Annotated in this window: 9 protein-coding genes and 2 rRNA genes; 5 read left to right on the forward strand and 6 right to left on the reverse strand. The window is 52.3% G+C overall.

Annotation, left to right across the window (positions count from 1 at the left end; genetic code table 11):
• Positions 1-58 precede the first annotated feature (58 nt).
• Entirely contained in the window at positions 59-325 is a 267-nt protein-coding gene (locus KTT_RS32735) for a metal-sensitive transcriptional regulator (protein ID WP_126601935.1), read from the forward strand.
• A 40-nt stretch (positions 326-365) separates the two neighbouring features.
• Here the strand turns inward: KTT_RS32735 and KTT_RS32740 are convergent, their stop codons facing one another.
• Entirely contained in the window at positions 366-1,280 is a 915-nt protein-coding gene (locus tag KTT_RS32740) for a glycosyltransferase (RefSeq protein ID WP_126601937.1), read from the reverse strand.
• A gap of 408 nt (positions 1,281-1,688) precedes the next feature.
• Between KTT_RS32740 and KTT_RS32745 the strand changes: the two genes are divergently transcribed.
• Positions 1,689-2,084, forward strand: coding sequence for a response regulator (locus tag KTT_RS32745; protein WP_160146300.1), 396 nt, complete (start codon positions 1,689-1,691; stop codon positions 2,082-2,084).
• A 30-nt stretch (positions 2,085-2,114) separates the two neighbouring features.
• On the opposite strand, the gene KTT_RS32750 is transcribed toward KTT_RS32745, so the two are convergent.
• Together KTT_RS32750 and KTT_RS32755 are read right to left on the reverse strand one after the other, a co-directional pair.
• Positions 2,115-3,716 (reverse strand): Na+/H+ antiporter, encoded by a 1,602-nt coding sequence (locus KTT_RS32750; RefSeq protein WP_126601941.1) that lies wholly within the window; start codon positions 3,714-3,716, stop codon positions 2,115-2,117.
• A gap of 332 nt (positions 3,717-4,048) precedes the next feature.
• Complete coding sequence (locus KTT_RS32755; RefSeq protein ID WP_126601943.1) at positions 4,049-6,019, reverse strand: S9 family peptidase; 1,971 nt, start codon at positions 6,017-6,019, stop codon at positions 4,049-4,051.
• A 489-nt stretch (positions 6,020-6,508) separates the two neighbouring features.
• On the opposite strand from KTT_RS32755, the gene thiO reads away from it, so the two are divergent.
• The gene (thiO, locus tag KTT_RS32760; RefSeq protein ID WP_126601945.1) at positions 6,509-7,633 is read left to right on the forward strand and encodes a glycine oxidase ThiO; all 1,125 of its coding nucleotides are present in this window, start codon (positions 6,509-6,511) and stop codon (positions 7,631-7,633) included.
• Between the two features lie 171 nt (positions 7,634-7,804).
• Here the strand turns inward: thiO and KTT_RS32765 are convergent, their stop codons facing one another.
• Complete coding sequence (locus KTT_RS32765) at positions 7,805-8,413, reverse strand: GrpB family protein (protein ID WP_218031069.1); 609 nt, start codon at positions 8,411-8,413, stop codon at positions 7,805-7,807.
• Positions 8,414-9,070: 657 nt separating this feature from the next.
• Between KTT_RS32765 and KTT_RS32770 the strand changes: the two genes are divergently transcribed.
• Both KTT_RS32770 and KTT_RS32775 read left to right on the forward strand, forming a co-directional pair.
• Positions 9,071-10,549, forward strand: a 16S ribosomal RNA gene (locus KTT_RS32770).
• Between the two features lie 351 nt (positions 10,550-10,900).
• Positions 10,901-13,862 (forward strand): 23S ribosomal RNA (locus tag KTT_RS32775).
• Together the 16S and 23S rRNA genes form the textbook arrangement of a ribosomal RNA operon.
• Positions 13,863-14,027: 165 nt before the next feature.
• Here the strand turns inward: KTT_RS32775 and KTT_RS32780 are convergent.
• Entirely contained in the window at positions 14,028-14,522 is a 495-nt protein-coding gene (locus tag KTT_RS32780; protein WP_126601949.1) for a hypothetical protein, read from the reverse strand.
• Between the two features lie 45 nt (positions 14,523-14,567).
• Positions 14,568-15,287, reverse strand: a complete 720-nt coding sequence (gene ureG / locus KTT_RS32785) for an urease accessory protein UreG (RefSeq protein ID WP_126601951.1) — start codon at positions 15,285-15,287, stop codon at positions 14,568-14,570.
• Positions 15,288-15,308 lie beyond the last annotated feature (21 nt).

The raw sequence follows: 15,308 nt of genomic DNA on the forward strand, positions 1-15,308 counted from the left end.
GTATACTGACAGGGTGTATACCCCCTCCCCAGGGGTAGTGTGAGAAAGCGAGAAACGTATGCAGGCTGATAAGTCAGATGTGCTGAAGAGGCTCAACTATATCGATGGTCATTTGAATGGTATTCGGAAGATGATTGAAGAGGATAAATATTGCGTTGATGTCTTGCGGCAGACCTATGCAGTTCGTAAGGCGATTGAAAAGCTTGAGGCCTTGATTCTTGAGAAGCATCTGCAGCATTGTGTGCCCGAGGGCATTAAGAGCGGTAGTGAGCAAGGCATCATTGACGAGTTGATTCAGCTATACAACCTGGCTGGCAATCGCTAAGGGACCGCCTCTGCGACATGGCAACGTTGAAGCAGCGCAGCTACTTGGTTGTTTCTACACGTTGCCAGATATCCTGATAGGACCGATGTTTAAGATGGAGTTCAGCCCAGACACAGAGCCAGAGGTGTATGCGAGCCAGAAAGAGGCACCAGGTCCACCAGCGCTCTCTGCTGGTTTGTGGGTAAGTGAGCGCCGAGCGAAAGCCAGCCAGCGCCTCGCGCTTCAATGAGCGCATATACTCAGGTGGTCGTACATACTTTTTGTTATCAGTACGTAGCGGTTGGGGTGTCTGTGCGGCCCCCGTACTGCTGCGTACTTTCTGCAACAGCCAGTCCCGGTATGTGGTAGGATAGCGCACCGCTACCCGAGCTTCGGGCGCGTAAGCGATTCCATAGCCTTGCTGCCAGATCAGCTGAGAAATAAAGGCATCATCTGCCAGCGTTTCTGGTGGCAGGGGAGAGAGCAGTTCACTGCGGGCCGCGTATAGGTAGCCTGAGCAATCCAGGTACTGCAGCTGCCGCGCACGGTGACTACGCATAGAATGCGCGCCAGCATCTGTTAGCAAATGAGACCAGTAGCCAAGCATCGAAGTGCGAGGACTGGCCGAGACAGGACGGCCCGTTACCGCGCCACAGCGTGGATCAGCAAACGGTGCCAGCAGCGCTGAAATCGCCCCTTCCTGTATCACGACATCCCCATCGGTAAACACACAGATACGCCCCCGGACCTGGGAAAAGGCCAGATTCAGTGCTGATGGCTTACCCTGGCCCTGATCGACCAGGCGTTTAACCTGTGGATAGCAATCAGTAAATATCTGTACAACCCGGGCTGTCTCCTCATCCGGACACACTACCAGAATCTCATAAGCCTCCGGCCAGTCTTGTTCTAGCAATGCCTTGATGGCCACCCCAACTGTTCTTGGTTCTCTATAAGCGGTAAGAATGCTACTGATCATTACATCCTCCAGACCAGGCGGCAAACCTGGACAACGCTTGCATGCAAGATGGTTGAAAGGTTCGCAACTATCAAATACGCGCTTTACTCTACTTGAGTCTTTGACCTCGGTCAAGCAAATAGGACCTCCTGCCTTAGGTGCGGTCAAACTGTATAGAAGATGCGCGTAAAGTACAAATCTCACATCTATATTGTTAAGTATTTCACAGTTTTGAGTGAAGAACTTCGCTATAGTAGCGAGAGCGGATCATGAGTGACTGAACGTATTTTATCTATAATCGCCGCCTGTACTGGCACATAGTTGTTCTGTACGCGTATTTTTTGTGTTCTTGATACGTTATACGGGTAGGTATATAACACTGCCTGTCAGTTCTTTTGCTGTATTTTTTACCAGGGGGGAGTAAAAACAGTGAATATTGGAGTTCTGGATGACAATCCAGCCATTCTGGCTTTTTTATCTACAACCTTAAAAATGGACGGGCACATTGTTACCGCCCATAGCAGCGGAGCTTCTATGTTGGAAGCTATTTTTCCTTCTGGCTCCTCGTCATCCCTGCAGGGAGTTCCATACGACCTGATTATATTGGACTTGTTGTTGCCAGGTACAATGACTGGTGCCGACGTCTTTTTTGCCATTCGCAAAGAATTTGAATCCTGGCAGTTACCAGTCATTGTTGTAACGGCGGTGAGCGGACCAACCCTGGAACAATTTCGGCATATTTTACCTGATGATGTGCCATTGTTACGTAAACCGTTTGCGCCACGCACGTTGCGTCAACTGATTAATCAACTCACCGCAAAGTAGCTCAACGATTGCCTGGAAAAAGATGCTATGCTACGTTAATGTACTGGCTGGTGACCGACTTAAGCGTTGCTCTTCTAAATCTAAATCGCGCTCAATGGTACGCAGGACCTCGTCATCAATACTATTATTGTCTCGTAGCTTGATGATCGCCGCACGTTCGGCGTCAAGTACTTCGCGTCGTAGACGAGCATTCATGTTGAGATGGTCATGCAGGGCATCCGCCTGTTCGCCCTGCTTAAACATATCGAACTGCTCAAGTTTGCGCCCATAGTAATCGTACAGCGTGGAAAAGAAGTCTTCCGATACCCACTCGGCATCTCTAAGCTCATCCAGGCGTTTGATAGCTGCCTTCGTGGCTGCTTTACGCGCCTGGAGCCGTTCATCGTTAACGCTGTCGTCCCCTTTTAAGCCAAGCAAGCGGATCAAAGGTGTCAATGTCAGCCCCTGGCCCACCAGTGTGACCAGGATGACGCCAAATGACAGAAAAATCAGCAGGTTACGCTGTGGAAAAGGGGAGCCATTTTGTAGTGTGAGCGGAAGAGCCAGGGCTGCTGCCAGAGAGACTGCCCCGCGTAAGCCGGTCCAACCAATAAGCGCGGTTGAGCGCCACCTGGACCTTATCTGGCCAATATTGACCCGTGGGTTGAGTACGGGAGGGAGGTAAGAAGAGGCAAAGACCAGCAGTAAACGGATGACGATGGCTGCACCACTAACCAGCAGGACGCTTCCCAACAAGGAGGGAAGCTGTTGTAGGCTCAAGTTTTCCAGGATGTCACGCAGCGCCAGCCCGATCAAGAGAAAGACAAAGCCATTCAACTGAAACGCCAGCGTATTCCAGACTGCCATGGCTGGTAGTCGCGTACCCGAGGTAAAGAAGCGAGAGGAATGCCGGCTCAGATAGAGCCCGGCCGCCAGCGTAGCCAGGACGCCTGATCCATGGAGCTCCTCTGCCAGCAGATAGGCGGCAAACGGTGTGAGCAGGGTAATGCTAATTTCAATGGTTGGCTCATCCAGCAGATGATGGAGCCTGGCCAGTAGCCAGGCAAACGCCAGACCGAGGAGTACACTACCGACGCCAACCAGAATAAATTCCAGGCCTGCTTGCCAGAGCGAGAAGCTAGCTGTGACGACACCTGCCACGGCGAATCTATAGATAACCAGTCCGGTGGCGTCATTCACCATGCTTTCGCCCTCCAGAATGGTCACAATTCGACGCGGCAGTCCCAGGCTCTGCGCTGTGGCGCTGGCTGCTACAGCATCAGTAGGTGAAATAATGGCGCCCAGCACGAACGCTACCGACCATGGTAGGCCAATCAAAAAATGGGATGCCACTGCAACCAGAACCGTCGTGGCCAGCACCAGGCCGATAGCAAGTAGCAGGATCGGGCGCAGATTGGTGTGAAATTCACGCCACGAGGTTTGCCAGGCTGAGGAATAAATTAGCGGTGGCAGAAAAACGAAAAGAATCAGATCAGGATTGATATGAATAGCCGGTAGACCAGGGATAAAAGCTATGATCAGGCCACCAAGTACCAGCATAATCGCATAGGGAATGCGCAACCGCATAGCGATCATCGCCAGAATAACAATGGCTGTAAAGAGGAAAAAGATCAGTGTAACCGTTTCTGCCATGTTGTCAGAAGTCCCTTCTTGTCCTGTTGTGGGTTACATAACAGGTGATCGTGCATTATACCCCTGTCAAGTAATTATGGGGCTGTCATTGTACAAATGCCGACCAGACTTCCCGGCACACCATATTCTTTTCTTAGTTACTTACAAAAATTTACTATTGCTTTAGTCTAGCATATCTATCACGAAAAATCCAGACCAAAGGTAGAGAAACAAGGCCAGACAACCTTTGCCAGAGTTATTTATACTTGCCGAACGAAACATCTTTTTCCCTGACACCTTGCCTCGATAAAATAGAACAGCAGGGAAAAAGATGTTCGCAGACCGAATTATGACTAAAGGTAGCGTTTAAACCAGTCGAGGGTGCGTTGCATATAGTCTAACATGTGTTTGCGTTCTGTCAGGCCATGGCCTTCGCGTGGGTAGGTAACCAGTTCGGTTGGCACCTTTTGTTCTTGGAGAGCGCGGTAAAAAGCATAGGCTTGGTTTACGGGGACGCAGGCATCTTTATCACCATGAACAATTAGCGTCGGAGTTTGTACACGGCTGGCATAGGTGATCGGCGAATGTTCTCGATACGTGGCGGCATCGCTCAGGGGATTGGCGGGCTGGCCAATCTGACCCAGGAAACGCATATCCCAATCCTGGATATTGGTTTGAGCATGGAAGCTATGGAAATCGCTGATGCCCGCACCCATAACCGCTGCTTTAAATAGTGGGGTTTGTGTAACCGCCCACGCCGTCATAAAGCCACCATAGCTCCAGCCCATAATGCCAATGCGCTGGCTATCAACCAGGTTCCGATTGACCAGGTACTCAACCCCGGCCAGCACATCCTGTAGATCTTTTCCACCCATATCACCGATGACCGCGTCCGCGAACGCGACGCCTCTGCCCATGCTGCCCCGAATGTTTGGCCGCAGCACCGCAAAGCCGGCGGCCGCTAGAGCCTGGGAACGATATGAGTCCCAATCATCTTGCCAGACGCCCGAGGGTCCACCATGGACGTTAACCACAAGTGGCAGCAGATTGATATCGCTGGTCTTTTTATCTGGCCAGGTTACCAGTGCTTCAATTGACCAGCCATCGACGCTTTCATAATGGATTTGTTCTGTTGTGGCCACAGCCAGCGTTTCTTCTGCGAGCGGGTTTAAGCGCGAACGACGCTGCCAGGTGATCTTTGGCGCGGACTGATCGTCGATTGGTAGATCGCCCAGCCAGACATCATATGGATACTTTTCCGAATGTGTGGCTACTACTTTACGCAGGTCTGCAGTAGCAGAAAGATGCGGCCAGCCGCGTTCACCCAGTAAAAAATTATCGGAGACGGTGGTCAATGTACCACTGGATTCTTCCAGGAGCGCCACGCGTCCCGTCATCCTATCCCAGCCAGCACAGAGGATGCGCTGACCGTCTGGATGCCACTGCAACCATGTAGGGCTCCAATCGATGCCAGGAGTGAGATTACGAACCTGATTATCTTTCACGGAATGAACAAAGATCTCGCCGCCACCACGATCTGGATCGCTCCACTCTCCTGAGACATACGCTAGCCGCGTTCCATCCGGGGACCATGTAAGCGCGAAAGCCTGGCGTGTCAATTGACTGATCTGGTGAACCGCGCCGCCATAAGCGGATACCAGGCCAAGCTGCCCGCGATACCAATCGGTTTCATGGGGGCCCATCGCATAATACAGGCCAAAATGCTGACTATCGGGTGACCATGCATAGTGCCAGACCGACAGTCCGTTAGGCGTGACCGGCTCAGCGACATCGTAATCTGGCCGCACGGTCCACAGGCGCGTATGGCGCCCCTGATTTATATGTTGAACCAGGGGATCCTGCGGCTGAGGCTCTCCTTCTAGTGAGCAAAATGCAATATGTTTTCCATCGGGAGACCAGGAGACATTGCTAATGCCATTGGGCAGGAAACAGACCTGGCGTTCCTCGCCGGTCTGTACATTTTTTAAATAGAGCTGAGCATGGTTGTTGCCTTTTTCGCCCTCAACTTTTGAGGCAAAGGCGATCATGCTTCCATCGGGAGACCAGGCAGGGGCACTATCTTTTCGTTTTCCCCTGGTCAATGGTTGGGGATCCCTATCTTCAGCGTCTACTATCCATAGCCGATGCTGGTATTTCTCCTCTCCTGGTAACCACTCTCCCCGCAGGAAAGCAATCTTTGTACCATCAGGCGAGATCACCGCGTTAGAGGCCGCGCGGACGCTAAAAACAGTCTCAGGCGTGATTGTTTGTTTTTGTGCCGCTGCTTTCGACGCAGGTTGATACTTATTGTGAGAGATACTCATATGTCCTATTTCTCATTTTCTTTATAACCATCTAAATCCAGACATACTTAAGTATAACTTTTTCTTTCTCATTTTTGTATGCAGGCTAAAATATGGAATTCAAACTGAAAGTTTATTAAAGAAAGAAGGCACTTTATAAAAATTTGAACTTTTCATCATAGATTTCACATAACTTGGTTCTATACTAGTGATATTGCTGCAGAGGAACTTGATAGTACCAGTAAAGCATGAATGCCAGTGTTGCAGGTTTCATCTATATGATACTCTGTCTCTGCGGGAGTATGGCATCCGTATAGTATGGATTGCTTCAGCACTGCCCCTTGCTGGTACTTGATTTTCTCTTGTTCCGTAAACCTAATTCTCTGCCACCTCTGCAGTATTTCTTCTTCCTTTTCATCCAACTTTGCTCTCCACTGATGTTGCATCGCCGGGGTTCCTGCTGCTATCATTCATCTGGATAAGCAACTATACACGATTGGAAAGAAAGCGATGGCGACCCGGCAAGCAACGGACATAATTATTATTGGCGGTGGAGTAATTGGTTGTTCAATTGCCTATTTTCTCCGTAAAGCCGGGCGAGAAGTCATGCTCTTTGAGCGGGGCGAGATTGGCCAGCAGGCTTCTGGCGCGGCGGCGGGGCTGCTCGCACCCCTGGGCCCCATCCCTGGAGAAGGAGCTTTTGCTGATCTACTGCTGGCAGGCTTCCAGCAGTTTCCTGCTCTGGTTCCAGAATTAGAGCATATAAGCGGGCTGCAGCTGGGTTATGCACAGACTGGTTCCATACGTGTGGCTCGCAATCCTAAAAGACTGGCCCGTCTCAAGCAACGGTTTAAGACCTGGCAAGCGTTTGCTTTGCCTCTGAAATGGTTAGATGGAGACGAAGCCCGACAGCGTGAGCCGCGGCTTGCTCCTGATGTTTGCGGCGCGATCTTTGTCCCGGTAGAAGCTCAAATCAACGCCGCCCGGTTGGTACAGGCATACGCGATGGCTGCCAGCAAACTGGGAGCACAGCTGCGCCCCCAGACGCCTGTGGCCAGAATATTGTATGAGGGAACGAAGGTGGTGGGGATCGAAACCTCGGAGGGTGAGATTATCACATGTGAGCACCTGGTATTGACGGCAGGTGCCTGGTCAGGTCTGTTAAGCTCATTAATTGGTACGGATATTCCGGTGCGTCCATTAAAAGGACAGATCATCGCTCTGCCAATGTTACAACCAGTTTTGCGGCATATACTCTTTGGTGAGTCCATCTACCTTGTACCTAGAAACAATGAGATTTTGGTAGGAGCTACCAAAGAGGAGGCAGGCTTTACTGCCGATGTAACTTTAGCAGAGACTGACCAATTATATAAAAAAGCCCTGCGCCTTATTCCATCTTTATCCAGTTCCGGTATTGAGCGTCGCTGGGCTGGTATCCGTCCAGCTACACCAGATAGCCATCCTATCTTTGGGCCACTACCTGGCATGGAAAATGTGGTGCTGGCATGTGGACATAATGGTGTTGGCATTCTGCTTAGTTCGCTGACCGGTCGGAGCATTACCGAATATATCGTCACAGGTCGGTTACCCTCCCTTTTACAGCCATTTCAGGCAACGCGTTTCAAGGAATCGTAGGGAAGTCCATCCCTATGTAACTTGTGGGTACGTGTGTGGATCGTTGGCATGCCAGTACCACGTGGACCAGCGTGGAAGGCAGGGGAAGCGGTGTCGTGGGGGAACACGGGGGCCGCTGTCGCTCGCGGCCCGGACGACCGCAAGGGACGTCCCTACATGGGGTTTCTTTTTTTATGACGCTCTGTGGATGTTCTTGAAAATTTCCTCTACCACCTCGGTTTTTGCATCCGCATAGTTCTGGGTATATTTCCATGCCTGGCTTGCCAGCCTTCGTTTGGTTTGTTCGTACATCTGGCGGTCATCTGGATGACTGCGTAGCCAATCGCGGAATGAAAGCATGCGCTCGATCTCGGGACAACCTTGCGAGAAGACATGTAGATTTACACTCGCACCAGGCCTTTTAAACATTCGATGCTTATACCAGTCTGGCTCCCGGATGCGTAGTACATAGCTAGCTGCCTCCAGTGCCGAAACGTAGGCAGGTTCATCGGCTGTATCCTCTACCACCAACACGATATCAATGATCGGTTTGGCAGCCAATCCCGGTACCGATGTCGAGCCAGCATGCTCAATGGCCAGTGCCCGCTCACCCAGTGCTGTCCGAATATATTCGGCCTCACGCTCAAAAAGCAGTGGCCACTCAGCATCGTAATCGACGATCTGGATCTGTCCTGTCAATGGTACCAGTTCTCCGATCGTATAGGCCCGGAGTTGCTCCTCTGTTGTCGTTTTGCTAGAGCTAGACGCATTGCCTTTGTTTATTTCATCCATATCCGGCATCTCACCTTTTATAGAAATACGCACCGAGTCATTATATCCGATTTTTTTCGACGAGGTAAAATACGTCCCCAAAGTGCTTGACAGGTCCTGACAGATATGGCATAATCATCGAGCTGTCAACAAATGAAACAATCACCTGGCTCGCTGAGATTGGGTGCTCCTGTTCGTTCGCATCAGCCGTACTACGCTAATGTAGCGCCTCTGAGATCATTATTCTCCTCATGAATTCTATCCACCGCAGGTTTGCTGCGTCCGTGGGTATGCCAGCCGTTTTCAGCGGCGGTTCCGACCGGGACCGGGGCGAATGACGAGATTTCGGACGGCTCGCAAAAGTGGTCCTAAAACCGCTTGACAAAGCACAACGGATATGCGATACTACAGCACGTGAGACAAGCAAGCGAAAAAACATCAAGCGCCTGTCTCCTGGCAGAATGAAGGTTCTGCCGATGAAGTACCTTGACAACTGAAGAGTGGAAAGCAGAACAGCAACTGGAACAACAACACACAACGAACCAGTTCCTGTCAATTCGGAGGCTTGATGATCACCATCAAGTATCCATAATAATCTGCGAAATAAGCCAATGTTCATGTAACTTGGCCATGATCGCAATTCACATGCAATTGCACATCACTGCTCTGTGATGTACACATAAAAATTGGATGGCGAGTTTGATCCTGGCTCAGGATAAACGCTGGCGGCGTGCCTAACACATGCAAGTCGAACGCCCTACGCAAGTAGGGAGTGGCGGACGGGTGAGCAACACGTGGGTCATCTGCCCTGGGGTGAGGAATACCGGCGAGAAATCGCCGACAATACCGCATAGCTTCGTAAGAAGAAAGCCGGAAACGGCGCCCGAGGATGAGCCTGCGCTCGATTAGTTGGTTGGTGGGGTAATGGCCTACCAAGACTGCGATCGATAGCTGGTCTGAGAGGACGATCAGCCACACTGGGATTGAGAACGGCCCAGACTCCTACGGGGGGCAGCAGTGAGGAATTTTCGTCAATGGGGGCAACCCTGAACGAGCAACGCCGCGTGCAGGATGACGGTTTTCGGATCGTAAACTGCTTTTCTCTGGGACGAGAACGGACGGTACCAGAGGAATCAGCCTCGGCTAACTACGTGCCAGCAGCCGCGGTAATACGTAGGAGGCGAGCGTTGTCCGGAGTTACTGGGCGTAAAGCGCACGCAGGCGGTCAGGTAAGTCTGTGGTGACAGTCGTCGGCTCAACTGACGAAGTACTACGGAAACTGTCTGACTTGAGGGCTTCAGAGGGACACGGAATTCCGGGTGGAGTGGTGAAATGCGTAGATATCCGGAGGAACACCAAAGGCGAAGGCAGTGTCCTGGGAAGTACCTGACGCTCAGGTGCGAAAGCTAGGGGAGCGAACAGGATTAGATACCCTGGTAGTCCTAGCCGTAAACGATGACCACTAGACGTTGGGGGTATCGACCCCTTCAGTGTCGTAGTTAACACAATAAGTGGTCCGCCTGGGGAGTACGGTCGCAAGATTAAAACTCAAAGGAATTGACGGGGACCCGCACAAGCAGCGGAGCGTGTGGTTTAATTCGATGCAACGCGAAGAACCTTACCAAGGCTTGACATGAACCTGCACCAGCCGTAACGGGCTGTCCCTTCGGGGCGGGTTCACAGGTGCTGCATGGCTGTCGTCAGCTCGTGTCGTGAGATGTTGGGTTAAGTCCCGCAACGAGCGCAACCCCTGTCGTTAGTTGGATTTTTCTAGCGAAACTGCCGTTATAAGACGGAGGAAGGCGGGGATGACGTCAAGTCAGCACGGCCCTTACGCTTTGGGCGACACACACGCTACAATGGTTAGGACAAAGAGTTGCGAACCCGCGAGGGGGAGCTAATCTCGTCAAACCTGGCCTCAGTTCAGATTGGAGGCTGCAACCCGCCTCCATGAAGTTGGAGTTGCTAGTAACCGTAGGTCAGCACACTACGGTGAATACGTTCCCGGGTCTTGTACACACCGCCCGTCACACCACGAAAGTTGGCAACACTTGAAGCCGCTGGGCTAACCCATCTGGGAGGCAAGCGTCGAGGGTGGGGTCAGTGATTGGGGTGAAGTCGTAACAAGGTAGCCGTACCGGAAGGTGCGGCTGGATCACCTCCTTTCTAGGGAGCTTGGATGAGGGTCATGGATACCATGACGTAACAGACTCATCCCACTTCCAGGTCGACCAGGACATTGGTGACATGGCGTGTTGCCAGAAGCGACGCTGGTTTCCACTCTTGAGCTGTTGGGGTACATTGCAGATGCGTGGCCCGTATGAAAGCCGGGGCAAGCCCGGCACCTACGAACGCGTGATCGATGATGCCAACAGTGCACTTTCACAACTGAATACCATGTATCTTCAATTTTGCTGAGCAAGATGGTCAGCCAGAGTTGAAGCAGAGGATCGATTTCTCTCTTCGAGAAGAAGAGCAGAAGTCAAAGCATTCATAGTACATGATGAGAGACGTAGAGAACAAGCTACACAGAGTACGAGGTGGATGCCTTGGCGCTAAAGACCGAAGAAGGACGCGGAGACCGGCGAAACGTTCGGGGGGAGCTGCATACAAGCGATGAACCCCGAGAATCCGAATGAGGCAACTCCTCCAGAGTGATGTCTGGAGACCGCCTGCTGAACACATAGGCAGTGACGGGGGGCAGTGGGTGAACTGAAACATCTCAGTAACCCGACGAAGAGAAATCAACCGAGATTCCCGTAGTAGTGGCGAGCGAACCGGGAGGAGCCCAAACCAATCATCCTTCGGGATGGTCGGGGTTGTAGGACCGACATCAAACAATGACGAACTACTTGAACGCGTTGGAAAGCGCGACCAGAGCGGGTGACAGTCCCGTAAAGGACGGTTTGTTAACGTGGGTCGGGATCCTGAGTACCACGAGACACGTGCAATCTTGTGGGAAGCTGGGGGGACCACCCTCCAAGGCTACACATCTTTAGCGACCGATAGCGAACAAGTACCGTGAGGGAAAGGTGAAAAGCACCCCGAGAGGGGGATGAAAGAGACCCTGAAACCACGTACTCACCAGCAGTCAGAGGCCACTGTTCCGTTGCGGAACCAAGGGCTGATGGCGTGCCTTTTGTAGAATGATCCGGCGAGTGCATCGTCGTAGCCTGGTTAACCAGCGCTAAAGCTGGGGAGCCCCAGGGCAACCGAGTCTGAACAGGGCGAACGTTGCGGCGATGCGACCCGAAACCGTGTGAGCTATCCATGAGCAGAGTGAAGCGGATGTGACAGTCCGTCGAGGCTCGCACCCACCAGTGTTGCAAAACTGGGGGATGACTTGTGGATAGGGGAGAAATTCCAATCGAACACGGAGATAGCTGGTTCTCCCCGAAATGTATTGAGGTACAGCTGTATGATACACTATCCTGGAGGTAGAGCTCTGAATGGGCTAGGGGCCTCGTGCAGGTTACCAAACCCAAGCAAACTGCGAATGCCAGGACAGCATGCATGCAAGTGAGACGGCGGGGGCTAAGCTTCGTCGTCAAAAGGGAAACAGCCCAGACCATCGGCTAAGGTCTCCAAGTATCCGCTGAGTGTAAAAGGGGGTCACAACGCCCAAACAGCCAGGATGTTGGCTTAGAAGCAGCCACCATTTAAAGAGTGCGTAATAGCTCACTGGTCGAGTGTCGTGGCACCGACAACGTATCGAGGCTGAAGCGGATTACCGAAGCCATGGAATCCATCCTAGATGGATTGGTAGGGGAGCGTTCTCCAGCAGAGAAGCCAGACTGCAAGGACTGGTGGAGCGAAGAGAAGTGAGAATGCCGGAATGAGTAGCGTCATGTCTGTGATAACCAGACACACCGAATGCCTGAGGGTTCCTGGGCACCGTCAAACGTCCCAGGGTGAGTCGGGTCCTAAGCCGAGGACGTCATAGCCGTAGGCGATGGAAAGCAGGTCAGAGATTCCTGCACCGGAGATGCTCGTTATTGAGCAATGGGGGGACGCGGTAAGGAAGGTGAGCCCATCGAATGGACAGGATGGGTCTGTGCGTTGAAGTGCGAAGCCGAGGCAAATCCCGGTTTCCTGTGCATGACACGTGCAGCGAGCGGACGTTGGTCCGCGGAAGTCATCGGCCCCTAGGCCGCCAAGAAAAGCCTCTCGCCAGAGTTGTCTCCGCCCGTACCGCAAACCGACACTGGTAGGCAGGGGGAACACTCCCCAGGTGATCGAGCGACCCTCTGTTAAGGAACTCGGCAAATTGACCCCGTACCTTCGGAAGAAGGGGTGCCCTAGTAGCGAGGCTCTTCGGAGTGGCGTGAGGGGGTTGCAAGAAATTGGCTCAACCGACTGTTTACCAAAAACACAGGTCTCTGCGAACGCGAAAGCGGAAGTATAGGGGCTGACTCCTGCCCAGTGCCGGAAGGTTACGAGGAGCGGTGATCGTAGCTGCGAATCTAAGCCCCGGTGAACGGCGGCCGTAACTATAACGGTCCTAAGGTAGCGAAATTCCTTGTCGGGTAAGTTCCGACCCGCACGAAAGGAGTAACGAGTTGAGCACTGTCTCGACAGAGGACTCGGCGAAATTGAAGTACCCGTGAAGATACGGGTTACCCACGACAGGACAAAAAGACCCCGTGGAGCTTTACTACACCTTGACCTCGAAACGAGGCAGAGCGTGCGTAGCATAGGTGGGAGTCGGAGAACCTATCCTTGTGGGGGTAGGGGAGACGGCAATGAAATACCACTCTCGTTGTGTTTTGTTTCTCACACGTCACCGTGAGCCGGGACGTGGACAGGATCAGGCGGGTAGTTTGACTGGGGCGGTCGCCTCCCAAAGAGTAACGGAGGCGCCCAAAGGTTCCCTCAGGGTGGATGGACATCACCCACAAGAGTGTAAAGGCACAAGGGAGCTTGACTGCAAGACGGACAGGTCGAGCAGGGACGAAAGTCGGGCTTAGTGATCCCACATTCCCGAGTGGAAGGAGTGTGGCTCAACGGATAAAAGCTACCCCGGGGATAACAGGCTTATCTTGCCCAAGAGTTCACATCGACGGCAAGGTTTGGCACCTCGATGTCGGCTCGTCGCATCCTGGGGCTGGAGTAGGTCCCAAGGGTTGGGCTGTTCGCCCATGAAAGCGGCACGCGAGCTGGGTTCAGAACGTCGCGAGACAGTTCGGTCTCTATCCGTCGTGGGCGTAGGAGAATTGAGGGGCGTCATCTCCAGTACGAGAGGACCGAGATGGCTCGACCGCTGGTGTGCCAGTTGGCCTGCCCGGGCCAGAGCTGGATAGCTATGTCGAGAAGGGATAAGCGCTGAAAGCATCTAAGCGCGAAGCCGCACCCAAGACGAGTTCTCCCATCCTATTCGTAGGATCAAGATCCCAGGAAGACGACCTGGTCGATAGACGACACGTGGACACCTGGTAACAGGCGGAGCGAAGTCGCCCTAATGATCGTACGGCTTGTTTCACCAACAGTATCTTCATCGTGGCTCATGTAGTGCGCGTCCTCTGCTTCAGTCTCTGACTGGCAGATGGCTCGGCAAAATTGAGGATACATGGTATGCAGTTGCGTAAGAAAAAAAGACCTTACTTCTCGCAAGTAAGGTCTTTTTTGTTGTATATTTAGAAGTGGCTCAATCTGAGCCACTTCGCGTAGTACCATTTTTGTAACGCTCGCGCAGTATCCGCGATTTAATCTGGCCTCGTGGGATGCAGGCGGGACAGTTGCAGAAAGCTTTTCCGTGGGCATGAGGCATATAACGCCATCCTAGCAACTGTGAGATTGGGCGCACCTTGTTGATCTCTTTTCTTTCAACTTTACGTGGCACAATGATTTCATATCCCTGTGGATCGTTGATTTGCATGAGTGTCGCAATCGCCTGACTGAGCTGCATCTGCTCATGAGGTCGACTATAGTGACCAACTGAAACGACTTCATTGCTGGCTAGCCGGAAATAGACCGCGACATAGGTGCGTTGCCCATTGCGCTTAAGTTCGCGTAGCCATTGATAAGAGATATAGTGATTCTGGAGCATCGGCATACAATATACGCCTCGGCTTCCTTTGATTCCTCCCTGTAAAATATGCCTGACCTTCTTCTCTGATGTCAGATGAACCATCATTGGCATGCAGGATCCTTCCTTTTTCGGCGCATTGTGCGATGATAGAGTGCGCTAGTGGGTATGATTGTGTCCAGGTTGCTCATCATGGCTATGGCTATGTGGCTGTCCCGTGTAGGGCATATGGGCATCGATGATGCTACGCCGCTGCTGTGGAGGGACATGGATCTGCTGCTCAAGCCAATCAATAACGGTATCAAGTCCCGTTTCAGCTTTGAGATTTGTGAACACAAATGGTCGTTCGCCACGTTTGATGCGGGCGTCCCTGTCCATTACTTCGAGGGAGGCGCCCACATAGGGAGCCAGATCAATTTTGTTGATAATCAGTAGATCTGAACGCATGATGCCGGGTCCACCTTTACGCGGTATCTTGTCTCCGCCCGATACATCGATCACATAGATCGCGACATCGACCAGTTCGGGACTAAAAGCGGCTGCTAGATTATCGCCACCGCTTTCGACAAAAATCAGTTCGAGTCCAGGTAGGCTCTCCTCCAGATCGGCGATGGCTTCCAGATTCATTGAGGCATCTTCTCGAATAGCTGCATGGGGACAGCCTCCTGTCTCCACTCCGCGCACACGCTCCTGCGGTAATGTTCCCTGGCGCAAGAGAAATTCAGCATCTTCTCGCGTATAGATATCATTGGTGACCACGGCCAGATTGTAGCGCGGCCAGAGCCTGCGGCTCAGACGATCAACCAGAGCGGTCTTACCACTGCCAACCGGACCAGCAATCCCCACCCGAAAGGCACGTGTAAAATCTGTATCAGTCATGTCGTTTTCATCTCTCTATTA

It is taken from the genome of Dictyobacter aurantiacus, assembly GCF_003967515.1.
GTDB lineage: Bacteria > Chloroflexota > Ktedonobacteria > Ktedonobacterales > Ktedonobacteraceae > Dictyobacter > Dictyobacter aurantiacus.